Origin of the sequence: Haloferax larsenii, assembly GCF_024730625.1 — an archaeon.
GTDB classification, from domain to species: Archaea; Halobacteriota; Halobacteria; order Halobacteriales; family Haloferacaceae; genus Haloferax; species Haloferax larsenii.
Map to the genome: position 1 here is coordinate 2,657,434 of NZ_CP078063.1, position 26,611 is coordinate 2,684,044.

21 protein-coding genes, 2 tRNA genes and 3 rRNA genes are annotated in these 26,611 nt (G+C 59.6%); 10 read left to right on the plus strand and 16 right to left on the minus strand.

Features of this window, described 5'->3' with window-relative positions; all coding sequences use genetic code 11:
- Positions 1–199 precede the first annotated feature (199 nt).
- The gene (locus KU306_RS13785; protein ID WP_007540624.1) at positions 200–679 is read left to right on the plus strand and encodes an SRPBCC family protein; all 480 of its coding nucleotides are present in this window, start codon (positions 200–202) and stop codon (positions 677–679) included.
- 47 nt (positions 680–726) lie between these two features.
- Here the strand turns inward: KU306_RS13785 and KU306_RS13790 are convergent, their stop codons facing one another.
- Positions 727–2,730: a response regulator gene (locus KU306_RS13790; protein WP_258302284.1), complete on the minus strand. Its 2,004-nt coding sequence runs from the start codon at positions 2,728–2,730 to the stop codon at positions 727–729.
- Between the two features lie 139 nt (positions 2,731–2,869).
- Positions 2,870–3,766, minus strand: coding sequence for a DMT family transporter (locus KU306_RS13795; RefSeq protein WP_007540628.1), 897 nt, complete (start codon positions 3,764–3,766; stop codon positions 2,870–2,872).
- A gap of 74 nt (positions 3,767–3,840) precedes the next feature.
- Between KU306_RS13795 and KU306_RS13800 the strand changes: the two genes are divergently transcribed.
- On the plus strand, positions 3,841–4,695 hold the full coding sequence (locus tag KU306_RS13800) for a DMT family transporter (RefSeq protein WP_258302285.1): 855 nt from the start codon (positions 3,841–3,843) through the stop codon (positions 4,693–4,695).
- 56 nt (positions 4,696–4,751) lie between these two features.
- Here the strand turns inward: KU306_RS13800 and KU306_RS13805 are convergent, their stop codons facing one another.
- The 9 genes from KU306_RS13805 to KU306_RS13845 all read right to left on the minus strand — a co-directional run bounded on the left by KU306_RS13805 (position 4,752) and on the right by KU306_RS13845 (position 11,672).
- Positions 4,752–5,306 (minus strand): FAD-dependent oxidoreductase, encoded by a 555-nt coding sequence (locus tag KU306_RS13805; protein ID WP_007540632.1) that lies wholly within the window; start codon positions 5,304–5,306, stop codon positions 4,752–4,754.
- Positions 5,307–5,367: 61 nt separating this feature from the next.
- The gene (queC, locus tag KU306_RS13810) at positions 5,368–6,084 is read right to left on the minus strand and encodes a 7-cyano-7-deazaguanine synthase QueC (protein ID WP_258302286.1); all 717 of its coding nucleotides are present in this window, start codon (positions 6,082–6,084) and stop codon (positions 5,368–5,370) included.
- 49 nt (positions 6,085–6,133) lie between these two features.
- Positions 6,134–6,907: a 7-carboxy-7-deazaguanine synthase QueE gene (locus tag KU306_RS13815; protein WP_258302287.1), complete on the minus strand. Its 774-nt coding sequence runs from the start codon at positions 6,905–6,907 to the stop codon at positions 6,134–6,136.
- On the minus strand, positions 6,907–7,383 hold the full coding sequence (locus KU306_RS13820; RefSeq protein ID WP_007540638.1) for a 6-pyruvoyl trahydropterin synthase family protein: 477 nt from the start codon (positions 7,381–7,383) through the stop codon (positions 6,907–6,909). Before KU306_RS13820 ends, KU306_RS13815 begins: the two co-directional genes overlap by 1 nt.
- Positions 7,384–7,559: 176 nt before the next feature.
- Entirely contained in the window at positions 7,560–7,949 is a 390-nt protein-coding gene (locus KU306_RS13825) for an acyl-CoA thioesterase (protein ID WP_007540639.1), read from the minus strand.
- Between the two features lie 92 nt (positions 7,950–8,041).
- Positions 8,042–8,320 carry a DUF7999 family protein gene (locus KU306_RS13830; protein ID WP_258302288.1) on the minus strand — a complete coding sequence of 93 codons (279 nt, stop codon included), beginning with the start codon at positions 8,318–8,320 and terminating at the stop codon, positions 8,042–8,044.
- Positions 8,321–8,672: 352 nt separating this feature from the next.
- Positions 8,673–8,746 (minus strand) — tRNA-Tyr (locus KU306_RS13835).
- Between the two features lie 126 nt (positions 8,747–8,872).
- On the minus strand, positions 8,873–10,987 hold the full coding sequence (locus tag KU306_RS13840; protein WP_258302289.1) for a DEAD/DEAH box helicase family protein: 2,115 nt from the start codon (positions 10,985–10,987) through the stop codon (positions 8,873–8,875).
- A 187-nt stretch (positions 10,988–11,174) separates the two neighbouring features.
- Positions 11,175–11,672 (minus strand): hypothetical protein, encoded by a 498-nt coding sequence (locus KU306_RS13845; RefSeq protein ID WP_007540645.1) that lies wholly within the window; start codon positions 11,670–11,672, stop codon positions 11,175–11,177.
- 1,299 nt (positions 11,673–12,971) lie between these two features.
- Between KU306_RS13845 and KU306_RS13850 the strand changes: the two genes are divergently transcribed.
- Positions 12,972–14,177, plus strand: coding sequence for a Cdc6/Cdc18 family protein (locus tag KU306_RS13850; protein ID WP_007540647.1), 1,206 nt, complete (start codon positions 12,972–12,974; stop codon positions 14,175–14,177).
- Positions 14,178–14,380: 203 nt separating this feature from the next.
- Here KU306_RS13850 and KU306_RS13855 read toward each other — a convergent pair whose 3' ends face one another.
- Together KU306_RS13855 and KU306_RS13860 are read right to left on the minus strand one after the other, a co-directional pair.
- Positions 14,381–15,160 carry a helix-turn-helix transcriptional regulator gene (locus KU306_RS13855; protein ID WP_484494622.1) on the minus strand — a complete coding sequence of 260 codons (780 nt, stop codon included), beginning with the start codon at positions 15,158–15,160 and terminating at the stop codon, positions 14,381–14,383.
- Between the two features lie 86 nt (positions 15,161–15,246).
- Positions 15,247–15,807, minus strand: a complete 561-nt coding sequence (locus tag KU306_RS13860; RefSeq protein ID WP_007540652.1) for a TATA-box-binding protein — start codon at positions 15,805–15,807, stop codon at positions 15,247–15,249.
- 674 nt (positions 15,808–16,481) lie between these two features.
- Between KU306_RS13860 and KU306_RS13865 the strand changes: the two genes are divergently transcribed.
- From KU306_RS13865 to KU306_RS13885, 5 genes are all read left to right on the plus strand, one after another.
- Positions 16,482–17,954 (plus strand): 16S ribosomal RNA (locus KU306_RS13865).
- Positions 17,955–18,048: 94 nt separating this feature from the next.
- Positions 18,049–18,120, plus strand: a tRNA-Ala gene (locus KU306_RS13870).
- A gap of 217 nt (positions 18,121–18,337) precedes the next feature.
- Positions 18,338–21,249: ribosomal RNA gene (locus KU306_RS13875) — 23S ribosomal RNA — on the plus strand.
- Between the two features lie 117 nt (positions 21,250–21,366).
- Positions 21,367–21,488: ribosomal RNA gene (rrf, locus tag KU306_RS13880) — 5S ribosomal RNA — on the plus strand.
- Together the 16S, 23S and 5S rRNA genes with 1 tRNA gene alongside form the textbook arrangement of a ribosomal RNA operon.
- A gap of 425 nt (positions 21,489–21,913) precedes the next feature.
- The gene (locus KU306_RS13885) at positions 21,914–23,155 is read left to right on the plus strand and encodes a hypothetical protein (protein WP_258302291.1); all 1,242 of its coding nucleotides are present in this window, start codon (positions 21,914–21,916) and stop codon (positions 23,153–23,155) included.
- Positions 23,156–23,292: 137 nt separating this feature from the next.
- Here the strand turns inward: KU306_RS13885 and KU306_RS13890 are convergent, their stop codons facing one another.
- Entirely contained in the window at positions 23,293–23,667 is a 375-nt protein-coding gene (locus KU306_RS13890; RefSeq protein WP_007543807.1) for a hypothetical protein, read from the minus strand.
- Between the two features lie 67 nt (positions 23,668–23,734).
- Positions 23,735–24,073, minus strand: a complete 339-nt coding sequence (locus KU306_RS13895) for a DUF8124 family protein (RefSeq protein WP_258302292.1) — start codon at positions 24,071–24,073, stop codon at positions 23,735–23,737.
- 225 nt (positions 24,074–24,298) lie between these two features.
- On the opposite strand from KU306_RS13895, the gene KU306_RS13900 reads away from it, so the two are divergent.
- Entirely contained in the window at positions 24,299–25,489 is a 1,191-nt protein-coding gene (locus KU306_RS13900) for a redox-regulated ATPase YchF (RefSeq protein WP_258302293.1), read from the plus strand.
- A gap of 60 nt (positions 25,490–25,549) precedes the next feature.
- The gene (locus tag KU306_RS13905; RefSeq protein ID WP_007543802.1) at positions 25,550–25,900 is read left to right on the plus strand and encodes a hypothetical protein; all 351 of its coding nucleotides are present in this window, start codon (positions 25,550–25,552) and stop codon (positions 25,898–25,900) included.
- A 46-nt stretch (positions 25,901–25,946) separates the two neighbouring features.
- On the opposite strand, the gene KU306_RS13910 is transcribed toward KU306_RS13905, so the two are convergent.
- A complete protein-coding gene (locus tag KU306_RS13910; protein WP_007543800.1) occupies positions 25,947–26,552 on the minus strand; it encodes a GNAT family N-acetyltransferase in 606 nt (201 codons plus the stop codon).
- Between the last annotated feature and the right edge of the window lie 59 nt (positions 26,553–26,611).

Genomic DNA, 26,611 nt, shown 5'->3' on the forward strand with positions numbered 1-26,611 from the left:
CGACACGTTCGCGGTGACACGCCAGCCATTGTCTCCACCTTCAGTGAGCCCGAATTCCAACGTGGCTGGTGTTCCCTTGCAGTCGCCCGCGCGTCCCGTGCACAGAGTTGTCGCGTGGGCGGTCCCGAGTCTCCGAGAGCCGCCTGCTTGTCCTTAGTCCACCACCACTGCTTATCCACGTTCACGCCAATAGACAGGTATGCCGGTCTACCAGCGCCGAACTCGCGTGGCTGCGCCGCTCGAAGCCGTCTGGGAATTTCACTCCGATATCTCCGGTCTCGAAGCGCTCACGCCGGGGTGGATGAACCTCGAAATCGAGGGCGTCCGCGGCCCAGACGGGGAAGAGACACCCGACGAACTCCTCGCTGGGACCGAAATCGAGATGTCCATGCGACCGTTCGGCGTCGGCCCCCGACAGCGCTGGACGTCGCGTATCCTCGACCGCGACGAAGGCGAGACGACCGCGTGGTTCCGCGACGACATGGTCGGTGGACCGTTCTCGCGGTGGGTCCACACGCATCGGTTCACCGCCGACGGAGACGAGACACTCGTCGAAGACCGCGTCGAGTACCAACTTCCGTTCGGCCCACTCGGACGTGTCGCCGGCGTCTTCGGTGGTCTCGGGTTCGAACCGATGTTTCGCGACCGACACCGGCGGACGAAGCAGCTGCTGGAGTGATTTGAAGCGTAGACGACAGTCAGTCGTAATTCAAACGCAGACGACGGTCAGTCGTCGCTCAGTGAGAACCGCGGTTCGACTTCCGGCCGGACGCCGCCCACGTCGAACTCGAACCGAGCACCGCCGAGGTCCGGTTCGGGAGCCGTGGCGACGATTTCCCAGCCGTGGGCCTCGACAATGCTCTCGACGATAGAGAGACCGAACCCGGACCCGGACTCGGAGGTCGTATGCCCGTGTTCGAACACTGTGTCGCGGTCCTGCTCCGGGATTCCCGACCCGTTGTCCGCGACGTAGAATCCGGTTTCAGTTGGACCGACGCGGACGAGCGTCTCTGTTTCTGCGGCGTCTCCGTCGCTGCCGTGTTCGACTGCGTTTCGGAACAGGTTCTCGAACGCTTGCTGCAGTCGTCCCTGGTCGGCCTGTGTCGAGCCAATCCCGTCTTCGACGACGAGAACTGCATCGCCCGTCTCGACGGCCTTCCACGCGCGCTCTGCCACCTGTGCGACTGTGACCGGTTCCGTGTCGCCGACTTTCCGACCCTGTCTGGCGAGTGTGAGAACGTCGTTGAGAAGCGTGTCCATTCGAGTGAGACCGTCGAGGGCCCTGCTGAGGTGCGACACGTCGTTTTCCTCGCTGGCGAGTTCGACGAATCCCTTGGCGACGTTGAGCGGGTTTCGAAGGTCGTGTGAGACGACCGAGGCGAACTCTTCGAGTCGCTCGTTCTGTCGTTGCAGTTCGTGCTCTCGTCGCTGGCGTGCGAGCGTGTGTGCGACGTTGTCGCCGACAGACCGGAGGAGGTCGACCTCGGTATCGGTCCACGACCGACCCTCGTCGGTCACGTCGAAGACGATGAACCCGATGAGCGTCCACTTCGAGACCATCGGAACCGAGACGAACCCACCAGTATCTGCGGTTTCGAGGATTTCTTTCGTGTTCGATGCCTCGGGCGGGAGGTCCGAGGTGTTGTGTAACCGAATGTTCTCGAATCGGTTGAGTCGCTCGACCAACCAGTCGGCGTCGTCGAGGGCGACGCGTTCCGGGTGAGCTACCTGACACCCATCTTCCTGCCAGTCGTGCATCTGTACGGCGACGTTCGTCTCGTCGTCGTAGAGGAACACAGAGCAGCGAGCGAGGTCCGAGACTTCGCCAACCGTCTGGAGCGTCCACTCGATTTTGGTGCCGATTTCGTCCGCTTCGGCGCTCATCAGCGACGTCGACGTGTCCAACACGGCGTCTTTCAGTCGCGTCTCGTAGTGGAGTCGTTCGCGGTGGCGACTGCGCTCTGTGACGTCTTGCAGCGTGCCGATGACGCCGGGTTCTTCGTCGCCGTCCTGCCGGGCCGCGAGGTGGCCTTCACACAGTATCTCGTCGTGGTCGGCGTACGGACCCGGCGCGAGGATAGTCTCGAACCGTTCGGTATCGGCACCCTCAGTGGAAGTGACCGTCTCGAAGGCATCCGAAAGGTCGCCGCCGTCCTCCATCGCGAGGTCAGTAATGTGCTGTTCGAGAATATCGTCGCGCTCGTAGCCCGTCAACTCACAAAAGACGCTGTCGACTTCGGTGAAGTGCCCGCTGTCGTCGAGCGAGTATACCCCACTATCGAGGGCCTCGATGGCGGCTCCGTAGCGTTCTGAGGCTTCTTTGGCACGGTACTGAGAGACGGCGTTGAGAACGCGATTTGCGAGTACCGTGTACTGGTCGGTGCCAGTGTCTTTCTGCATGTAGTCGGTCGCGCCGACGCGGAACGCATCTCGCGCGACTTCTTCAGAGCCCTTGCCAGTAAACAGAATGAAAGGGAGGTCCGGATGTTCAGAGCGGACTGCACGGAGAAATTCTAATCCGTCGATATCAGGCATGTCGTAGTCCGAAACGACACAATCCACTTGCTCTTCGCGGAGGCGGTCGAGTGCGTCTGCGCCAGAAGCCGACGTCGTCACCGACAGGTCGACATCGCCCGCCTCGCGTTCGAGGTAGACAGATACGAGGTCTGTGAGGCTCGGTTCGTCGTCGACGTGGAGAACACGAACGTCGACACCGGACCCGTCGTCCATACACTCATGCGTGGAGTCTCAGTAATGAGCGTTGTGTTGCGATTATCAGCCATGATATATCCCGATGTTGAACCCCAAAACCACGGGAAGACAACACACCACACATGAACGCGATACTGACCATATCGGCCGCGTGAGATTACGACGCAGTGACGTAAATTCCGAAGAGGACGATAGCTCCGCCGACGACGAGCGGGAGCGTCGGAATCTCACCAAAGAGAAACAGGGCGAGGATGGTACTGCCGAGTGGTTCCCCGAGGAGCGAAACGGAGACGACGCTCGATTCGAGGTGTGCGAGCGCCCAGTTGATGACCGTGTGGCCGAAGATGCCCGGACCGACTGCCATCGCGAGGAACAAGACCCACTCGCGGGGTGGATAGCCTGTCAGTGGGTCACCGTTTCCGACTGCGACGACGAGGAGTGTGGCCGCACAGACGCTGTAGACGACGACCACGTAGGGGACGAGCGAGACCCGGCTTCGGACGCTTCGACCCGTGAGGACGTACGCGGCGGCAGTCACGGCACCGACGACGGCGAGCGCGTTACCGAAGAGTGGTCGGGGTGCGCTACTCGGGGCCACCAGGTCGGAGACGGACATGAGAACCATGCCGATGAGTGCGACGGCGATTCCGGCGGCCGTCCGCCGACCGACGCGCTCGTCGAGGAGCGCCCACGCACCCACGGCGACGAAGAGCGGTTGGGACTGCACGAGGGTGACGCTCGCAGCGACCGTGGTGTGGTTGAGACTCTCGAACCACGACGCGAAGTGTGCCGCGAGCGCGACACCAGCCCCGGTTGCGGCGACGAGGTCCCGGCCGGAGAACGTCGAGAGCGCGTCGCGGTAGCGGACGAGCGCCACCGGCGCGAGGAGTCCGACAGTGAACGCGACGCGGTAGAAGGCTTTGATGAGGCTGGGTGCGCTGCTCCAGCGAACCAGAATCGCGCTCGTGCTAATCGCGAGCACCGCGATACCGAGTGCGGCAAGCGGGGAGACGGGAGTGTCGTCAGTCGGCGCACCGAGAGACGGTGTGTTCACACACCGCGCGATGTGTGGTAACGGCTTACCGCTTGCGAATCGTTTTACGTGCTCGGGGTCCCGACTCGGTGTGCATGGGTGACCGTCTGGGTACCGGGCTCGTTCTCGTCTCAGCCGTCGGCTTCGGAACGCTCGGTATCTTCGGGAAACTCGCGGCGGCGGCGGGGCTCTCGATTCCGACGATTCTCTCGTTTCGATTCCTTCTCGCGACGGTTCTCGTCTGGGGGTGGCTCGGCGCTCGCGGAGAGTTGTCGCCCTTATCCGGCCGGTCTCTCGTCGTCGGCCTGGGGCTCGGCAGTCTTGGGTATGCGGCCGTGAGCGCCCTCTACTTCGTCGGATTGGAGTTCATGACCGCTGGGCTCACCGGCATCGTCCTGTTTACCTATCCTGTCATCGTCGTCGTGCTCGCCGCGGCGTTTCTCGACGAGCCAATCACGCGGCGAACCGTTTTCGCGCTCGTCCTCGCAGTCGCAGGCGTCGGTCTCATCACCGGAGGCGACCCTGCCGGTGTCGACGTACGCGGCGTGCTCGTCGTCCTCCTCGGTGCTTTCATCTACGCGACGTACATCGTCGTGAGTCGTCGACAACTGGCGACAGTCGATTCCCGCACGCTCACCGCCCACGTCCTTCCGGCCGCCGCTGTTTCGTTCGTCGTCGTCGGAAGTGCAACTGGTCAGCTGTCGGTCCCGACGACGCCGTGGTCGTGGGGCGTCGTTCTCGCCATCGCCGTCCTCGGGACGGCCGTACCTATCTTCACGTTCTTCGCTGGACTGTCACGTATCGGAGCGAGTCGGGCCAGCATCGTGAGTACCGTCGAACCGGCCGCGACGCTGGTTTTGGGCGCGCTCGTGCTCGACGAACCGGTGATGGTTGTGACGGTCCTCGGCGGGGCGCTGGTCCTGTCTGGCGTCGTTCTCGTCGAGGGCTGAAACTGAAGACCAAACAGAGTTCAGCCTACTCGGCATCCTCGGTCCACCCTACTCCCCTACTCGGCGTCTTCGGGCGTGTCGAAGTCGTGGAAGTGCTCGCCTTTCTCTTTCGAGAGGACGTTGAGAGCGGCCGCAGCACCGTCGCCCGCCGAGATGATGGCCTGCCACTCTTCGGTTCGGACCATCGCGCCGGTCGCGTACACGTCGTCGACGCTGGTCTCCATCGTCACGTCGACGTCTACGACATCGTCGTCGGTGAAGGCACACCCCAACTCTTCGGCGAGGTCCCGTGACGACCCTGTCGCGAGGACGACGTAGTCCGCCTCGTAGTCGTCGCTGTCGGCGGTGACGACGAAGCCGTCTCCCGACTGCTCGACTGCAGTGACCTCGGCTTCGTGGAGCGTCGCGCCGAAGCCAGAGACTTGCTCGCGGGCCGTTTCGAGGAACTCGTCTCCGTCTTTCTCTTCGATTCCGAGGTAGTTGAACAGGTACGCGTGGTGCAACCACGTCTCGTCGGTGTCGAAGACATCCACGTCGAGACCGTTCTTCGCGGTGAACAAGGCGGCTGAGAGACCGGCGGGGCCACCGCCGATGACTACGATTCGTGCCATGCTATAACATGACGTATCGGAGATAATTGAGGATTTGGGCCGTCAGTAATCAGCTGCGTGCTTACTCCGCGTCGACGTAGTCCGGGCGCTCGGCGTACGGAATCGGGTCGCGCTCGCCGAGGTTCTGGAAGGCCTGCAGGCGGAAGGCACACGAGTCGCAGGTGCCGCAGGCCGGTTCCTCGGCGCGGTAACACGACCACGTGTGTTCGAAGGGCACGTCGAGTTCGATACCGCGGCGGGCGATATCGGTCTTCGAGTCGTGGACGAACGGGACGTCGAGAGAGATGTGGGTGTCCGGCTTGGTCCCGACGTCGACCATCGCTTCGAAGGCGTCGAAGAACTCGGGCCGACAGTCGGGGTAGCCCGAGTAGTCTTCGGAGTGTGCGCCGACGAAGACGGCGTCGCACTCGTTCGCCTCGGCGTAGGAGACGGCCATCGACAGCAGGTTGGCGTTCCGGAACGGGACGTACGACGTCGGGATTTCGTCGGCGTCCATATCTACGTCTTCGACAGCCATCGACTCGTCCGTGAGCGACGACGCACCGATTTGCTTCAGGTGGCTCGTCTCGATGTGGAGGAAGTCATTGACGTCGAGTTCGTCGGCGAGCGCGCGGGCACACTCGTACTCTTTGGACGCGGTCTTCTGTCCGTAAGACGTGTGCAGGGCGTAGAGTTCGTAGCCGCGCGCTTTTGCTTCGTAGGCAGTCGTCGCACTGTCCATGCCGCCGGAGAGGAGCACGACGGCGCGTTTCTCGTCTTCGCGAGTGTCGTCGGTCATGTGTGGAGATTGAAGGTGAACGCTGGGTGGTTACAGGTCGGTACCTCGGTTACGTTTCGGGGGCGTCGTTCCAGAGGTCGACGTGGAGGCGCGGCGTGTAGCGGTAGCCGAACTCCGCCGCGAGGTCGGCGACCTCGGTTCGGGTGCGGGCGAGTTCCTCACGAGTCTGTCCCTCGGGCATGAGGAGGACATCGGTATCAGGAATCTCGCGGGCTGTGACTCCCCGTATGTCGTCGACGAGCGACTCGATTTCGGGGAGGTCGTCTCGGCCCGTGACGACGAATTTGAGCTGTACCTCCTCGGCGTGGTCGGCGAGCGACGCGAGCGATTCGAGGTCGATGCGGCGGGACTCGTGTTGCTCGGTCCAGACGCCGGGTTCGGAGCCTTCCGGCGCGTTTTCGGCTGTCGGCGTCGACGACGCGAGTTTGGGGCTGATGCTCGCGAGGTCGACCGGCGCGTCGGTTTCGAGCGTTCCGTTCGTCTCCACAGTGGTGTGGTAGTCGTCTGCGAGACGGTCGAGAAGCGCCGACACCTCGTCGTGGATGAGCGGTTCGCCACCAGTGACGACCACGTGGTCGGGGGCGAGACCCCGAACCTCGGCGAGAATTTCGTCGACGCTCATCCACGCGTGCGTCGGTTCCCACGAGGTGTGGTACGAGTCGCAGAACCAACAGCGGAGGTTGCACCCGCTGGTTCGGACGAACGTACTCGGGACGCCCGAGAGCTTTCCCTCGCCCTGCAGCGACGCGAACAGTTCGTTGATGGGAAGGCGTTCGCCGGGGGCGTCGGTGTCAGGTCGGGAAACCGAGTCGGAGACCGGCATCAGTACCCAGCACAGAGTTCGGCGGTTTCGCGTACCTCGACCGAGACTTCAGAGACGGTCTCGGGGAGTCGTTCCCGCAACTTCTCTTCGAGGAGGACGGCCATGACTTCGGCCGTCGGCGGGGCGTCGAGAACGACCATTCCATCTTCGTCACCGGACGCCTCGAACGCATCCACGAGTGGGTCACCAGACTCGACGAGGAAGCGGTGGTCCCACTCGTCGATGACGTCCGTCACGACGCCCTTGTCGACGACCCATCCCTCCTCGGTGAGTTCACCCACGACACGGACGGATATCTCGTAGTTGTGTCCGTGAGGGCGGCTGCACCGGCCGTCGTGGTGGAGCAGTCGATGCCCCGCACTGATGCGTATTGGCCGGTCACGGCCGATGTGGAGGACTCGCTTTCCCGCCTGCGCCAGTCGCGTGTCGCCCTCGCCAGCGACCCGACTCGGCGCGTCGGGTGTTCCCTCAGTCATATCCTGAGATTATTTGCGGACTACTTAATTCCGCCTACATCAGTAGTGTCGTGCGAATTGGACACAGGAGGCGGTCTGGAACGAGCAGTCGAACCGAATACGTATCGGTGAAGCGGGTGAGGAGAGTCGGGTGTGTTAGACTGCCAAATCAGTTCTCGGTATCGTTCTCGCCCTCGTCAGTCGAGTGGCTGGTTGGCGATTGCCTCGCGCCACGACTCGGGGACAGTCGTCGGTCGGCCCTCGTCGTCCATCGCGACCTGGACCGTCTCGCCGGTCGCGACAACCTCACCGCCGAAGGTGAGTTCGTAGTAGAGCGGGAAGCTCTTTCCTCCCGGTTCACCTGCTTCGACGGCGACGTCGACAGTTCCGACGTGCTCGATAGGTGCCTGATAGTCGAGTTCGAGGTGAGCGACCACGATGTGCGGGTCCGAAAGCGGCACACCGATGACTTCCTCGAAGTACTGAACGCGCGCTTGTTCGCAGTACGTCGCATAAACCGCGTTGTTGACGTGCCCAAACGAATCGAAGTCACGGAACCTGACAGGAACCTCGGCGACGAAGCTCATTGGTCGGCGCGACACGGCCAGGGAATATAGCCTCGGCGGTTCGGAGCGACTGCACCACAGTTCTAGTCTGTTCTCCCGGTCGTGTCGGTCGATTAGTTCGCCGTCGAGACGGTGGCGCTGGCTTCGGGTGTCGTCCGGCCGTGGAGGGAAACCGCCTTCCAGACGTTCGAACGGGAGCCAGCACGGACCATCTCGACCGGAACGAGCGTCTCCTCGGGGAGTTGTGCGAGCGTTTCGCGAACCTCGTCTGACGCGTACTCGACGAGGTGGCGCGTCTCGTTGGTTTCGGCGACCTCGACGACCATCGAGCCGTGGTCGTTCATCGGGGTGTGTATGCTGACGAGTTCCGGACCGGAAGTCTGGGTTGGCATACTCCACATTACGAACGCTCTCTGCTTAAGAGGTTGTAATGTTGATATGTTCTGGTATGAACCCACAATATCTCTCAGTAGTAGTCAGGATTCTCGGAGAGGGTGGTTCTCACCTGTTCGATGACGTTGTCTCGTTCGATGTCACTGTCTCACTCCATTCGCAGGCAGCGTCAGAAACGTGTCCGCTCTCCCCGTCTCCGTGAGTGAAACGAACGGGGGCTCGTGACGAGTATCGCGAGTCACGGTGATTTGAACTCACTCGCAACGCTTCGTGTTGCTCGTTGCTCAAATCGGGTCGAGGAGTCCTTCAGGTTCAACACCGGTCGCTCCGCTCACGAGTGTTGAACTTCAGTCCGCTCTCCCCGATTTGAACGGGGGACAAGCCGATCTACAGTCGGCTGCTCTGCCAGGCTGAGCTAAGAGCGGTCAAGAGATTCTGAGTCTACGCCGAGACTTAAGGATTCTCATTCCGCGCCGAAATCCGGGTACTGAGAGGCGATAGCGCACCACATTTTGAAGCCCACCGATGGCTGCTATGTCGGCTGCTCCGACCTACTCCTGTGGCACCGAAGTCGACGTGTCGCCCGCGACGTCGTCTTGCTGGCTGTGGTCGGCATCGTGGCTGTCAGCGTCGTCGTGGCTAGCGGCATCGTCGTTGTCACCGTAGGCGTGGTCGTCGTGGCTCGTCTCGCGTACACGAATTCCCTTCCCAGCGAGGTGCTGCATCTGGCGCTGTGCGAAGTCCTCTTCGCTCGTCCCGCGTGTTGCGAGCACGTAGACGAGTGCGCTTCCAGCGGGGCGCATCGTCCGGCCGGCACGCTGAGAGCCCTGCCTGCGCGACCCACCGAGCCCGGACGCGACGATAGCGAGTTCGGCGTTGGGCAGGTCGATTCCCTCGTCGCCGATGCGTGAGATGACCAGCGTGTCGAGGTCGCCGTCGCGGAATGATTTGAAGTATCCTTCGCGGTGGTGGTGTCGTGTCTCACCGCTGACGAACGGGACGTCGAGGGCGTCGGCGATTTCCTCACCCTGGTCGAGGTAATCGACGAAGATGAGTGTCTTCGAGTCGGGGTGACGGGCCCGGAGGCGACGGGCTTCGAACACCTTCGCGGGGTTCATCGCCGCGAGCATGTGGCGTTCGCGTCCGTCGCTCGACGCCCACTCGTTGCGCGCCATGTCGTCAGCCCAGCCGACGTATCGAATCTCGACCTCGGGCTCCTGAACGTAGCCCGCGTCGAAGAGTTTGCCCCAGTCGGTTCCGATGGGCGGGCCGACGAGCGTGAATATCTCTGCTTCCTTGTCGTCCTCGCGGATGGGTGTCGCCGACAGCCCGAGGCGGTGTTTGGACTGGAGGTCGGCGCTCCGCTGGAAGACGCGACTGGGGATGTGGTGTGCCTCGTCGTAGACGATGAGTCCCCAGCGACGCGAGTCGAAAAGCGAGCGATGTCGGTCCATTCCCGCCGTCTGGTACGTTGCGATTGTAACCGGACGAATTTCTTTGACGCCGCCGTGGTACTCACCGATTTGGTCTTCCGAGAGGTCGGTGTTGGTGAGGAGTTCTTCGCGCCACTGCCGGGCGAGTTCCCGACTCGGGACGAGAATCAGTGTCTCTCCACCGACTGCGGCGAGGGCACCGATGCCTGCGATGGTCTTTCCAGACCCCGGCGGTCCCACGAGGACGCCGGCACGCTGGTCGAGGAATCTGTCCACCCAATCTTGCTGGTAGCCCCGTAACTCGACGCCTAGCGAGACATCGAGTTGTTCACCCTCTTCGAGGTCGCGGTCGTCTTCGACTGGATAGCCCGCGTCGTAGAGAATTCGTTTGACGGCCGCGACGCTCTCGTCTCTGACCCACGCCTCCGTGTCGGAGATGGGTGCGTAGACGTGGTCTTCGTCGAGTTTCTGCATGGCGACGTTCCCCATGAGGCTCTCGGTGGCGGATTCGAGAACGGTGTAGCCTTCTTCGTGCGTGTAGAGGCGGAAGCGGTGTGCGCGCTTCCACTGGTCTTCGACCCACTCTTCGAGATGGGGCGACCGGTCGGGAAGTACCGACCAGAGCAACGCGACGAGGTCCGCAACGTCGTCGAAGGGGGCCTGCCAGACGTCCTCCTGACGGATTCTGTATAGGTACCCTCGCCCCCGGCCGTCTCGGTCGCCTGTCGTGTCGACGAGGTGGGCGAACTGCGAGAGTCGGGCACGAGTGTACTGTGTGGGGTTGTCGACGACGATTTCCCGGCGCTTCGGGAACAACACGACGCGTTCGCGGGAAGCGAGTTCTCCCCACTCGGTCGGATACCAGACGATAGGGTCGGTCTGGACGTCTACTTTCTGGAGTCGCCCGGCGTCGGCGAGTGTGGTGAGGTCCTCGACAGCGTCGGACTGTGCCAATCCGAGGCGGCGGGCGACTTGTTGTGCCGTCACGACGGGGCGGCCCTCGGCTTCGAGCGCCTCGTAGAACGCTGCAAGTGAAACCTCTCTGTCTGTGTCCTTCGCCGGGGTGTCCGTATCCGCGTCACCGTCCCCGCGTTCGATGTCCGGCACGGAAGACTCATCTCCCAGAGGAGGTGTCTCAGCTACATCAGAGAGTCGGTCGAGGACACCGTCGCCAGTGGGTTGCTGGCGAGGGTCGTCCGGAGGCGTAGAATGCTCGTCGTCCTCGGCAGTCATCGAACGTCGTAGGGACGCGAGGGGGAAACGGCTTGCGACACCCATGGAAGACCGACGTGGGTACGCAGCAGAGACGTCACTAGGTTAGATAAGATATCGAAAGAACCTCGAGACGAGACCGTTCGTCCTGGGCGTCAGCGCACTATTCTGCGCATCAGCACGTTGTTTAGGCATCGAGGTTCCGGCATCAACTCGAGGTTCTGGAACTGGAGCGAGCGGGTGCCATCCGGTCGAACACGTTTCTGAGACTCTCGTCGACGGTGATGAAGTCTGGAAACTCTTCGAGTGTCCGAATCTGGTCGAGATAGACGTACTCGACCGGCTCCGGAGGAATCTCTTCGAACACTTGTACGGGTCCGTTGTCGGTGAGGCCAATGAACGGACGACCCTCACGATCCGTCTGACTCGTCAGTCGGTGTTCCAGGTAGAGTTGCGCTGTTGCCAGCGCGCTCGCTAACGGAACCTGTCCCGGGGTGAGTTGCCACGTCACCTCTCGGCGGTCGTCGTGGACTGTCGTGACGTACCCGTCGTCGAACCGGAAACACTCGATGGTCTCATCCCCGCGAGACCATCGCGTTTCCATCTGTCGTGACTTGTCGAGCGACCACTCGGAGTCCTCCTCGAAGCCGGACACCCCAGGTATCAGTCGACGGACGCGCTCCCACACGCGGCCGAGTATGCGCATATCTAGGACGTTCGTGTTCCGGGCTAATTGCATTGACGGCACGAGTAACGGATAGTCAGGTATCGGGGAACATCAGTGCCTGCTGAGGAGCACTTGTTCGGGTACTGCACCTATCGCGGAACACAGAACGCGTCAGTGGATTACACACCACGTTTCCGGTGAATCGGAACGAAACTCAATTAAGCCTCGGGCAGTAGGACGCGAGGTCGAGCGAATAGTGCAGGTAGTGTCGCGTGGAACCGTGCGCCGAGTAGATTCGATGAGGCGTGTCGTGATGTCTCCCCCCACACCTCGCTTCCGGTGAATTCTACTATCGGGAGGAGAGCGATAGCTCACAATTCTACTACCGGGAGTGCGATAGCTTACAGCCCCCGGCCAGCACGTTATGACGCTGACAGACACCGGGTTTCCGGTGAAATTGCATGAAACGGTGTGGTGGGGTTTGGCCCAAGTGGGAGGAAGGCGTGGAAAGACGGGCACGGACACACCGGGTTTCCGGTGAACCGTAGTTCAGTGTCTACGGGGGGAGAGACAGCAGGTTAGACCGTCTCGCCTTCTCTGACGGTAACACCCTAGACCGAGGTCACATCGAATCGTTCAACTTATAACCCACACACCTCATTTCCGGTGAAAAGTCGGTTGAGAGAGCCTAGATAGCCTCCTTTCGACAGGGACCTATTGAGACACAGAACTCATCGAACACGGCTCGGTCACGACGTTTCCGATGGGAGCAACCCACGGTTCGAACCCACTCTTTCTCGTTCGTTATTTTCTCTCATCTGTCCCAATTGGAGCGATTGTTACGGCATGTATAGAAATCATTAAATAGTTCATTTGTGTTACCGACCATTGATACACTCGCAGACAAGAATAAATTCCTCGCTCGAGGAATGTTGGAGTCGAACAAGATGTCGGTGTGGACCCGTCGTGTTTCGTGATAAGTTGGTAGAACGCTGGTGTTCGTCATCGCTGTTCGTCCTCCACCATCCTTGTTTTCCGGCTCATTTTGCTTTTCAGCTCTTCACCTCCGTTTCCAGTCTATACCCGAGTATCGACTCTTTGTACTCTTCCCTGCTAGTTCACTACACTCCCCTCCTGAGGGGCGATTCCATCACTTGAGACCTTCTATCGTCCACCTCCTGCCTTTCCTTCCAACCCCCACACCTCGTTTCCGGTGAATCAAAACCTACATTTCGTGTGGACAGGAAACGGGGGTTCGTGGGTGTTCACCGGAAATCCGGTGTGTGTGTCCTCGGCGAATGGTAAGCCCTTTCACCGGAAACGTGGTGTGTTGCGAACATGCCTAACGCCAGCGACGACCTCTTCACCCGGGAGGACCCCATCTTCGCCAACAAGGAGTTGTTGGAAATCAATCATCTCCCGGGAGAAGGTCGTATCGTCGGTCGCGACGACGAAATTTCGAACCTTGCGACAGCCGTCAACCCTGCCATCTTCGGACAGAGTCCGAGTAACGTTCTTATCTACGGGAAGACGGGAACTGGAAAGTCGCTCTGTGCGAAATACGTCTCACAGCGGTTGGTCGACACGGCCGAAGAGGAAGGCGTGAAAGCGACGTTTGCGTACGTCGACTGTGCACAGGATACGACCGAAACGCAGGCCGTTCAGACGATTGCCGACAGCGTCAACGACCCTGCACTCACGAGTATCAAAGTTCCCGACAAAGGGCTCTCTACCTCGACTTACTACAAGCGTCTCTGGCGAATTCTCGACGCCCTCTACGACGTCGTACTCATCATCCTCGACGAAATTGACAAACTGAGCGACGACGATATCTTGATGCAACTCTCGCGGGCCGGGGAAGCCGGGAAAATCGCTGGCTGCAAGCTTGGCGTCATCGGTATCAGTAACAAGATACAGTACAAAGACCGGATGGACGAACGCGTCAAATCGAGCCTCTGTGAGCGTGAATTCGTCTTCCCTCCCTACGACGCCAACCAGCTTAGAGATATTATGGACGCCCGGAGCGACGCCTTCCGCGACGACGTGCTCGACCCGTCGACGATTCCGCGGGCGGCCGCGCTCGCTGCGCGCGAACACGGTGACGCCCGCAAGGCTATCGACATCCTTCGATACGCAGGAGAGATAGCACAATCCACTGGTGCGAACACAGTCAAAGAAGAGTTCGTCACGCAGGCGCGCCAGCGCGCAGAGACCGACCGGTTCCGTGAACTCATTCGGGGGTCGACTCCCCACTCTCGGTACGTTCTTCAAGCACTCGCGATACTGTCTCTCTCGAACCAGAAGAAAGACGGCTTCCGAACGAGTCGTGTCTACGAAGTCTACGAGAATATCTGCCGACAGCAGGGCTCTGATAGTCTGTCGCTTCGCCGTGTTCGCGACCTGCTGAAAGAACACGCGTTCCTCGACATCATCGAACAGTCGAAACACAGCGGTGGTAGCGCGGAGGGAAGCTACACGAAACACCAACTTCTCGAGGACCCGGACGTGGTCAAAGACGTCCTTACAGAAGACGTAGACATCTGAGCAGGCGTGTCTCGCGCGCCTACTCGCGTTTCGGAGGGCCGAAGTGAACGCAGAGCACAGTTCTGCACCGCTGCGAATCAGCGTTTGACGAGATACATCTTATATTTTATCTCCCTCGAATGTGATTGTAATAATCACGTGTGATTGGTTCGGTCACACTCGTCCGCTGTTTTCACCTTCACTGTGTCGCTTCTGTTACGACACTATCCTCGTCTTTCGATAGGGACTGCTTGTGCTCTGATTGACTCGTACAGCGATTCGATCCATTCGAGGACGGCTTCGTCGCTCCCATCGACGATGGCAGCCATATTTCCGTCTTTATCGTACGATGCCACGGCACCGTGGCCGTCGACCAAGAGCAAGCCACAGTCGAGTTCGGTTTTGGTGACTCGCAGTGAGAACTGTTCTAACTCGTAGGCGAGTTCGAGTGAGTCAGTATACGTTGACTTAGCGCGTTCTAAGACGCTCTCGTCGATGACGAGTTCCATTTTCGTCTCTGCCCCAAGAACGTTCTCTGCCGACTCGTTGAATATGCGACTGACGATTGGGGTGACGCCACGAAAGTTGTCTACCGTGTCGTCGCCGAGGATAGTTAGATACCGGTCGAGCGGTGCGTGTGGGTCGCCATCAGTGGCAGTCGTAACCGTCAACTGGTCGAGAACGTCAGCCTCGACGTCAATCACGGTGTCCCCGACGTTGGTCAAGAACTCACCCAAACGGTCTGCTCGGTCGACCGATGCGACGAGTTCCTGATAGCGGTCGTAGACCATCTTTCCCCCGGGCGTGAGTCGGTAGGTACCATCTGATTTCTCGACCCAGCCTCTGTTACAGAACCCTGCGAGCGTTCGTTGTGCCGTCTCGCGCGCGCAGTCACAGGACCTCGCAAGGTCAGTCGGTCGTTGCGGCTCAGAAGCGAGAGCATCCAGTATCGCCGTTCTGCTCTCTGACCCCACTAGAAACGAGATATCTGACCGCGCACTCATATTGTACCGGTTCGGCTGTCTAATTAATTACAATTTTGGGTGCACCGCTCATCGTGTTGCGGCCAAAAAAAGGTTGTCAGACGCGGCTATCCAAGGAGACCGAGCGCGTCGATACGCTCGACGATCTCTTCGACGGCCGTCTCTGCATCGTCGGTACGCTTGCCACCGGTGATAACGATCTTTCCGGAACCGAAGAGGAGAATAACGACTTTCGGTTCGTCCATCCGGTAGACGAGTCCAGGGAACTGCTCTGGTTCGTACTCGACGTCTTCGAGACCGAGACCGATTGCGAGTGCGTTCAGGTTCAGGTTGTGACCGAGGTCTGCACTGGAGACGATGTTCTGAACCGTAATCTCTGGTTCGTCGTCGACGGGAATCTTCAGTTCGCGAAGCTTGTCGAAGATGATGCCGAGCGCCTCGTGTACGTCGTCGATGCTCTTTGCACCAGTACACACGATCTTCCCGGAACGGAAGATAAGTGCTGCCGCCTTCGGGTCCTGTGTCCGATAAACGAGGCCCGGGAAGTTGTCTGGATTGAAATCGGCGCCGGGGAGGTCGTCGGCGAGGGCTTCGAGGTCGAGCTCCTGACCGATTCCGGTCGATGCGACTACGTTCTGAATCTCGATGGAGTCTGCCGGCCCACTCATTGCTCGCTTTTCAATCATACCTCCGGCCTTATAAAGCGACCCGTTATAAACCGCTTTCAATTGGTCGTTACTGTCTCTCTTCGCACGCGCGCGAAACTAATACTTTGTTTCACTTGGCTACATTCTGATGTCACGTAATGACGCGCGTGAATTTTTGCCACTTGTCGTGTCTATTTTTCTCACAGAGCTACTAAATCAACGAGGTTAAATGTACCCGTGCCATTCGGAATAATGCGAAGAAGTGCACGGGGGCACTCCCCCCGACGGCTTCACTTTCGAACGCCTCTCGACCCAAGGCCGTCTGGCGCCTACCGGGATGATACACTCTCCCGGGGCCGCCGACGATACGACGGCCTTAAGTGGTCCAAGGCATTTCGGAAGAATGCGTACGACACACCGCGATTGCAGGGCGATTCAACGCGTCCTGCCACACCGGAAGCGAGCCAATGAAGTTCGACGGGTTTATACCCGACAACGGCATTGGTTCAAATCCGAAGGAAATGAGGATTCCGCCCCTGCGGTACGCCGCAAGACGGTATCTGATGTTAGCCCTAGTAGTTCGGTGACATCCGAACGGATGTCAACGAACTCGGACCTTTGAACGGTGATTTGACAGCATTACGCTGCCATTCACCCGCCAACACCCCGCGACCAGGTTTAAATGGTCGCGACCCATTCCGGTTGATCCTGCCGGAGGTCATTGCTATTGGGGTCCGATTTAGCCATGCTAGTTGCACGAGTTTAGACTCGTGGCGAAAAGCTCAGTAACACGTGGTCAAACTACCCTACGAAGACCCATAACCTCGGGAAACTGAGGCTAATAGGTCATAGGAGAGTCACGCTGGAATGCCGACTCTCCCAAACGCTCAGGCGTCGTAGGATGTGGCTGCGGCCGATTAGGTAGACGGTGGGGTAACGGCCCACCGTGCCGATAATCGGTACGGGTTGTGAGAGCAAGAGCCCGGAGACGGAATCTGAGACAAGATTCCGGGCCCTACGGGGCGCAGCAGGCGCGAAACCTTTACACTGCACGCAAGTGCGATAAGGGGACCCCAAGTGCGAGGGCATATAGTCCTCGCTTTTTCCGACCGTAAGGTGGTCGGCGAATAAGGGCTGGGCAAGACCGGTGCCAGCCGCCGCGGTAATACCGGCAGCCCAAGTGATGACCGATATTATTGGGCCTAAAGCGTCCGTAGCCGGCCACGAAGGTTCATCGGGAAATCCGCCAGCTTAACTGGCGGGCGTCCGGTGAAAACCACGTGGCTTGGGACCGGAAGGCTCGAGGGGTACGTCCGGGGTAGGAGTGAAATCCCGTAATCCTGGACGGACCACCGATGGCGAAAGCACCTCGAGAAGACGGATCCGACGGTGAGGGACGAAAGCTAGGGTCTCGAACCGGATTAGATACCCGGGTAGTCCTAGCTGTAAACGATGCTCGCTAGGTGTGGCACAGGCTACGAGCCTGTGCTGTGCCGTAGGGAAGCCGAGAAGCGAGCCGCCTGGGAAGTACGTCCGCAAGGATGAAACTTAAAGGAATTGGCGGGGGAGCACTACAACCGGAGGAGCCTGCGGTTTAATTGGACTCAACGCCGGACATCTCACCAGCTCCGACTATAGTAATGACGGTCAGGTTGATGACCTTGCCACGACGCTATAGAGAGGAGGTGCATGGCCGCCGTCAGCTCGTACCGTGAGGCGTCCTGTTAAGTCAGGCAACGAGCGAGACCCGCACTTCTAATTGCCAGCAACAGTTTCGACTGGTTGGGTACATTAGAAGGACTGCCGCTGCTAAAGCGGAGGAAGGAACGGGCAACGGTAGGTCAGTATGCCCCGAATGAGCTGGGCTACACGCGGGCTACAATGGCCGAGACAATGGGTTGCTATCTCGAAAGAGAACGCTAATCTCCTAAACTCGGTCGTAGTTCGGATTGAGGGCTGAAACCCGCCCTCATGAAGCTGGATTCGGTAGTAATCGCATTTCAGAAGAGTGCGGTGAATACGTCCCTGCTCCTTGCACACACCGCCCGTCAAAGCACCCGAGTGAGGTCCGGATGAGGCCACCACACGGTGGTCGAATCTGGGCTTCGCAAGGGGGCTTAAGTCGTAACAAGGTAGCCGTAGGGGAATCTGCGGCTGGATCACCTCCTAACGACCGAGACCACCCCGACGGGGTGGCTCACTTTCGATCTCCCGAGTTCCACGACGTCCGTTCGGACACCTTAGAACTACTAGGGCTGACACGGGCCCATAGCTCAGTGGTAGAGTGCCTCCTTTGCAAGGAGGATGCCCAGGGTTCGAATCCCTGTGGGTCCATGGTAAGCAGTACTCCACTCCGAAACAATCGTTCCCCTTAAGTGTGGGAAGACACTTCGGAAGAATGGATACTGACGACTGATGCACCAACCCGCGCAAGCGCGGTTGGGAAGGGTCGAAAACACGCCTCGGAGATCACCGAGGGTGTTTGATGAAACCGTGTGTACGTGCAATCCAGGCGTCCACTGGACCCGTTCTCCGGGTCACAGTGACATATATCAACTGGCTACTGTGCCAGCTGGTGGATAGCTCGGCTCGAGAGCCGATGACGGACGTGCCAAGCTGCGATAAGCTTCAGGGAGCCGCATGGAGGCTAAGAACTGAAGATCTCCGAATGGGAATCCCCACAGCAATTGCCTAGCGCAATGGGGAACGCTCCGAATTGAAACATCTTAGTAGGAGCAGGAAAAGAAAGCAATCCGCGATGTCGTTAGTAACGGCGAGTGAACGCGATACAGTCCAAACCGAAGCCTTCGGGCAATGTGGTGTACGGACTACCCATAACGGACCTGGATCTTACGTGAAGTCTTCTGGAATGGAGCGTGATACAGGGTGAAAACCCCGTAACGTAAGAGACAGGTCCCGGGGTTGTTCCAGAATAGCGGGGGTTGGATATCCCTCGTGAATTTTGCAGGCATCAACTGCGAAGACTAAATACTCCTCGAGACCGATAGCGAACAAGTAGCGTGAGCGAACGCTGAAAAGCACCCCGAAAAGGGCGGTGCAATAGGGCTTGAAATCAGTTGGCGATAGAGCGACGTGGCATAAAAGGTCGTTCGACGAAAGAACTGGGAGCGATCCCGTAGTATGACTCGAACGAAGCCGATGTTACGTCGTACGTTTTGAAAAACGAACCATGGAGTGCATCTGACTGGCGAGTCTAAGGGGTGAACCCCCGGAGGCATAGGGAAACCGATACGGCCGCAGTCTTTGACCAGGGCCACCGTCTTCAAGGGCGGGGAGCCAACCGGATGCGACCCGAAACCAAGTGATCTACGCCGGAGCAGGGCGAAGCGTGGCGAAAGCTGCGTGGAGGCCCGTTAGAGTTGGTGTCCTACAATACCCTCTCGTGACTCTGGTGTAGGGGTGAAAGGCCCATCGAACTTGGCAACAGCTGGTTCCAACCGAAACATGTCGAAGCATGACCTCTGATGAGATAGTTCGTGAGGTAGAGCGACCGATTGGGAATCCGGACTCCGAGAGGAGTTCGCTTCCCTGTCAAACTCCGAACTTACGAACGTCGTCGACTCAGGGAGTCCGGTGTGCGGGGTAAGCTTGTGCACCGTGAGGGAGACAACCCAGAGTTAGGTTAAGGACCCAAAGTGTGGATTAAGTGCGATTGAAGATTGTCTCGAGCCCTAAACAGCCGGGAGGTGAGCTTAGAAGCAGCTACCCTCTAAGAAAAGCGTAACAGCTTACCGGCCGAGGTTCGAGGCGTCGAAAATGATCGGGGCTCAAATCCACCTCCGAGACCTAACAGCGCCCATTAGGGCGATCTCGTAGGTTGGCATACTGTTTGGGTGGAAGCACGGGTGAGAACTCGTGTGGACCGAGCAGCAACGAAAATCATGGTCTCAGTAGCAGCGAGAGTCGGGTGTGAACCCCGACGGCCTTACGCGCAAGGGTTCCTCGGCACTGTCAATCAGCCGAGGGTTAGTCGATCCTAAGTCTATCCGTAATTCGAAATAGATGAAAGGGAAACTGGTTAATATTCCAGTACCTTCTTGCAGCGAAAGTCGACGCTTTAGGAAACACCGAGCGGGGCCTTCGCCCCGTCGAATCGTCGAAATCCGTGGAAGCCGTAATGGCACGAAGCGGACGAATGGCGAGATAGGGAAACTCGGCGGTACCTAGAGCCCGTGAAAAGACAAGCAAGAAGCTCGTACCGAGATCCGACACAGGTGCGCTGGCAGAGCAAGCCAAGGCCTGTCGGGATCAACCGACGTTAGGGAATTCGGCAAGTTAGTCCCGTAAGTTCGCGATAAGGGATGCCTGCTCTTGACCGAGCAGGTCGCAGTGACTCGGACGCTCCGACTGTCTAGTAACAACATAGGTGACCGCAAATCCGCAAGGACTCGTACGGTCACTGAATCCTGCCCAGTGCGGGTATCTGAACACCTAGTACAATAGGACGAAGGACCTGTCAACGGCGGGGGTAACTATGACCCTCTTAAGGTAGCGTAGTACCTTGCCGCTTCAGTAGCGGCTTGCATGAATGGATCAACGAGAGCGTCACTGTCCCAACGTTGGGCCCGGTGAACAGTACGTTCCAGTGCGGAGTCTGGAGACCCCCAAGGGGAAGCGAAGACCCTATAGAGCTTTACTGCAGGCTGTCGCTGAGACGTGGTCGCTAATGTGCAGCATAGGTAGGAGCCATTACACAGGTACCCGCGCCAGCGGGCCACCGAGGCAACATTGAAATACTACCCGTTAGTGACTGCGACTCTCACTCCTGGCGGAGGACACCGGTAGCCGGGCAGTTTGACTGGGGCGGTACGCGCTCGAAAAGATATCGAGCGCGCCCAAAGATTTCCTCACGCGAGTCGGAAACTCGTGGAAGAGCGCAAGAGCAAACGGAAGTCTGACAGTGTCATTCCCAACGAGTGACGCTGACGCGAAAGCGTGGTCTAGCGAACCTACGAGGTTCATTCATGGGACCCGTAGATGACAGAAAAGCTACCTTAGGGATAACAGAGTCGTCACCGGCAAGAGCACATATCGACCCGGTGGCTTGCTACCTCGATGTCGGTTCCCTCCATCCTGCCCGTGCAGAAGCGGGCAAGGGTGAGGTTGTTCGCCTATTAAAGGAGGTCGTGAGCTGGGTTTAGACCGTCGTGAGACAGGTCGGCTGCTATCTATTGGGGGTGTGAAGGAACTTGACGTGAACGTTCGTATAGTACGAGAGGAACTACGAATGGGTGCCACTGGTGTACCGGTTGTCCGAGAGGGCAGATGCCGGGCAGCTACGCACCACGGGGTAAGAGCTGAACGCATCTAAGCTCGAAACCCACACGGAAAAGAAGTTCCACTGAGGACACTCGTAGAAGACGAGTTCGATAGACTCGGGGTGTACGCAACGAGGCAACGAGTTGTTAAGCCCGCGAGCACTAACAGTCCAAGCCACATTCATACGCACTGAGACTCGGGAACGGGTCCAGGCGCAAACTGGATTGCACGTACACACGGAGACGAGGCCAGACCGATATTGGTATGGTATGAAGACGGTTCGATTCCGTCAATCGGCATTACGGCGGCCAGAGCGGTGAGGTTCCACCCGTACCCATCCCGAACACGGAAGTTAAGCTCACCTGCGTTCTGGTCAGTACTGGAGTGAGCGATCCTCTGGGAAATCCAGTTCGCCGCCCCTATTCATAGAAAGCCCACTGGACTGCTGTCCAGTGGGCTTTTTTCATTTACAGACGAGCGAGTGTGCAGTCGCACACTCACAATAAGTCCGCGAGCGGCAGCACTCTCGTAGACCTCTTCGCCTCTCCTCCCCGCGGCTACTCGTGGACTAGAGATCACACCGTGAGCAGCAGCACCCGAGTACGCTCCCGTCAATACGTGGTACCACCCGGTCGGCCGCATGGTCGGACACCGCCCGATGGGCGGTGACCGACGGTGACCGACAGCGACAACGAAGGGTAAGCCGATTCAGCCTCGAATCTGACCTAACGAGCGAAATCGCCAGACGAAAGCCGGATTCAATTCCGTTAAACGGCGTGAAATTCAGCGAAAACCGAGGATAGCGTTTCCCCCTTTTACCGTGGTGGGGTTCACAGAGGGAGATGCAATGGACAGAACCAAACTCACAACGGCAGTCATGGTCGTCGCGATGGTCGCCGTCGCGATGGTTCCCGCGACTGTCGGTGCAGCGAGTGCCGAGGCGACACTCGACATCGGTATCGCACAGGATACCGAGACGGGGAACGCCACGGTGACGGTGACGCAGAACGACTCGACCATCGAGAACGCGACAGTTCTCGTCGAATCGAACGAGAACTACAGTGGAAACGGGACGTACGAGACGGACGCGAACGGGACAGTCAAACTCCCGAACCCGGAAGAGCAGGTGAACGTGACGGTCACTGCGACCGACGGGAACAACAGCACGACCGAATCTGCCACGCTCGTTCCGCTCGAAGCGTCGCTGGACGTGTCGGTCGAGGCTGACGACGCCAACGACACGGTGACGGCGACCGTCACGCAGTACGGTGAGCCAGTCGAGAACGCGACGGTGCAGGTCAACGGCACCGACTTCGACAACAGCACGTACGAGACGGACGCAGACGGGACCGTCTCGTTCGATGAACCGGTAAACGAGACCGACCTGAGCGTCGTCGCGACGTACAACGACCTGACCGCGGAGGCAACGGTCACGGCTGGTGGTGACGACCTTTCGGTCTCCGTATCGCAGGACGAGAACGCGACGGTCACTATCAGCGTGGCCGAGGACGGTGAAGCCGTCGAGAATGCGACGGTCAGCGTCACGGGCAACTACACCGATGCTGGTGAATACGAGACCGGCAGTGACGGAACGGTCGAACTCGCGGCACCGCTCCAGAACACCACCGTGGACATCATCGCCGAGTACGACGGCCAGACCGCCGAAACGACGGTGACGCTGCAGGGTGAAGTCTCGGAAGACGACCCGTTCGGAACGCTGGTCAGCGCCTTCGTCGACCGCATCCAGGAGATGGACACTGACGGACCGATGGGACAGGCCGTCTCTGACTTCGTGACCGAGAACAACCCGGGGAACGCCGACGAGAAGCGCCCCGACCACGCGGGCAAGAACGGCGAGGCACCGGGGAACTCGAAGAACGCGTCTGACAAGGACGGCAAAGAACGCGGTCCGCCGGAACACGCCAAGAACGGGAAAGACAAGGCGGACGGCGACTCGGACGACACCTCGACCGAGAGCTCAGCTGACGACGACGAAGAAGACAGCGAAGATAACGAGGACGAAGAAGACAGCGAGACCGACGACGGAACGTCTGGCGGTCCGCCAGAGCACGCGAACAACGACAAGTAACCGGGCATAACGACGGCGGGGCTGGGACGGCCGTTCCACGTCACGACGGATGCGACACGCTAATTTAGTCAGAGGCACCCACGCGGAGGCGGCACGCATACCGCCCCGTGGCCGTCCCGCAACCGCCGATTTTCTTCTCACTCTTCTGTTCGAAGCTTGCGGACGTCTACGTCACCGAGCGAACTGAGTTGCGAAGGTGAAGCGTCGAGTCGTTCGACTGCGAGTTGCGCCCCGCGGACGACGAGTTCGTCGTCGACGCGAGCGGGAGTCCCGCTCGGATACCAAGCGGAGTCGTCTGTCGCAGACACCACACCACGGAGTGAGTCTCGAAGCCGACGATGGGCAAAGAGCGTCGAGACGAACGCGAGTGACGCAGCGAAGGGAACTCCGTCGGTGTCGAAGTCGGTGCTCGTCGCCTCTTGACGAGCGGGTTCCAACGCACCGGCGATAGCGAGCGACTGTCGGGCGCTTGCGTCGTCTGTCAGCGCGCGACTGAGTGCAGCGTCCTGCATCTCGCGAATAGCCGATGACGTGTCGAAATCTGTCGTAGTCACACGTACTGGGAGAGGTGGAGTGGGATTACTCGGCGTCGAACACCGGTTCACTGAGGTCGTGAGCGACGACGGTCCCGTCGGGTGTGAGGGTGATACGACCGAGAAAGACCGTCTCGTCGACGGGGTTGTGAGTGGCGATAGCTCGGAGGACTTGCTCTTGGTCGAGGCGCTCCCACGTGGCGCGCTCGACGAGTCGCTGGAATTCGTCGGGGTCGGTCCAGCCGGAGTCGATGTCGGATGGGACGTTCACCACGAATCGAAGTTCGGTCTCTGTGACGTGGACGCCGACGCCGAAGGTGTCCCCGCGAGCAGGTTCGTCGGCATCGGGCGAACGCTCTGTCGTCGTCTCGTCCCGGTCAGTCATTGCCGGGTGTCGGGGATGTGAGGACAAAGAGCCACCGGACGCGGAGCGATAGAAGATAGCCACGAAGTACGGAACTGCGAAACTAGACGGTATCTTTCGGGGTCGATACCCTGGGGTCGCGTCTACAGAACCACCGTCTAGCGGGTATATTGGGTGCTAATATCACGCAAACGGCGTCCAACGTCGAACCGTTATTAGCGTTCGAGCCACCAGTCCGACCAACGAATGAGTTACAAGATCGGTCTCGTCGGAAAACCATCCGTCGGGAAATCGAGTTTCTTCAACGCGGCGACGATGAACGACGTTCCGGAGGGGGCGTATCCATTCACGACTATCGACCCATCCATCGGCGAGGCGTACGTCCGCGTCGAGTGTGCGGCCCCCGAATTCGACGAATCGTGCACGCCCTCAGTCGGCTACTGTGACGATGGAATGCGCTACGTCCCCGTTAAACTCGTCGACGTCGCGGGTCTCATCCCGGGTGCTCACGAGGGGAAGGGCCTCGGAAATCAGTTCTTGACCGACCTCAACGAAGCCGACGTACTCGTTCACGTCGTCGACTTCTCCGGCGAGACGGACATCGAAGGCGAGGCCACGGAGGGCCACGACCCACGCGAAGACATCGACTTCCTCGAAAACGAACTCGACATGTGGTATCTCGGCATTCTGGAGAAAGGAATCGACCGATACCGCTCGGGCTACCACGGCGAGGAGAAGGACATCGAAGTCGACCTCGCAGAGCAGATGTCGGCGTTCAAGACGAACAAAGACGAAATCAAGCAAATCATCCTCGCGTTGGACATCGGCCTCGACCCCGACGAGTGGGACGACGAGGACAAAGAGGACCTCGCCCGCGAGATTCGCAAGCGCACGAAGCCAATCATCATCGCGGCGAACAAGATGGACAAGCCGGTCTCCCAAGAGAACTACGAGGAAATCACGTCGGACCCCGACTACGACCACCTGACGTTCGTCCCGACGAGCGCCCACGCGGAGAAGGCACTGAAGAAGGCCGAAGAGGGTGGCGTCGTCGACTACCGCCCCGGCGACGACGACTTTGATATCGTCGGCGACGTGAGCGAGGAACAGGAAGCAGGTCTCGAACAGATTCGGGAGTTCGTCACCGAGTACGACGGCACGGGCGTCCAGCAGTCCCTCGAAACGGCGCTGTTCGACGTGATGGGTGCGATTGCAATCTTCCCGGGAAGCGCCAACGGCAAGTCCGACACGCAGGGCGTCTTCCGCGACTGCTTCATCCTTCCCGAAGGCTCGACGACCGAGGACTTCGCGTACCACCTCCACTCCGACATCGGCGACGGCCTCCTCCACGGTATCGACTGCCACTCCAAACGCCAAATCGGGTCGGACCACGAACTCGACCACCGCGACGTGGTCGAAATCGTCTCGACCAACTGAACGGCCGCAAACATCGGCGGCAACCGCAACACCGTTATGCAATCAGACAAAGGAGCGGATATGGGTGAGGCCGAGGACCGACCAGCATCACTTGATGTTGCAATCGGTGGTCTGGGTGGTGAAGTGACGCTTGCAGATTTATTCCCGCCGTCGTGGGTCGACTCGCACTGCGATGCGACGTCTATCGACGAGTTCGTCGCCGCGAGCGGGTTCGAAGTCACAGACCAGGAATCGTTCGAGTCGATTCCCGACCACGAGTGGAACCGACACGTCGAAGCGAACTCGACGTTCGACGACTGGGAGTCGATGCTCTCGGCAGGTGTCGAACACTACGTGAGCGAACGCGGCGAGGAGGCCGACGAGGCCGCGGACGCGCCAGACGACGAGCAGTCCCCGACGCTGAGCGTCTAGAGACGCGATTTCACAACAACGGCAAATTCTCGAACTACGGTCGCAGTTAGTTTCCAGACGCATCGTCGACCAGCGACGCACCGCGGTCGAGTGCAGAGTCCCACCAGTCGCACGCTTTCGCCTTCGACACCGACGACGGTGTTTGCGGGTCGTCGGGGCGGGCGCGAAGGTCGTGTGCCCACCATTCCACGTCGTGCCACGTGCCGTGTTTGTAGCCCACCGCATCGAATCGGCCGACGCGCTCGAAGCCCATCGACTCGTGAAACGCGATGCTAGCGGGGTTGGGTGTCGTAATCACGGCGTAGGCGGTGACGTAGCCTTGTCGTTCGAGAATCTCGAAGAGCGCCGCGTACAGACCGCGGGCGATGCCGCGACGCTGGTACTCTGGGTCGACGTAGACGGAGGCTTCGACCGCCCACTGGTAGGCGTCTCGCTCGCGAACGGGACCGGCATAGGCGTAGCCGACGACGCGTCCGTCGAGTTCGCACACGAGCCACGGGTGATGCGTCTTTTGTCGGAGTTTCGTCCGCAAATCCTCGACAGTCGGTGAGTCGTAGGCGAAGGTAATCGCCGTCTCGTCGACGAACGGCGCGTAGATGTCTCGAATCGCAGGAAGGTCGGACTCCGTAGCGGCGCGGAGAAGAACTGCCATACTGCTGGTGTCGCGAGCGGACAGAAAGAAGCGACGGTGGCGGCTGGTTTGGCGGCCGT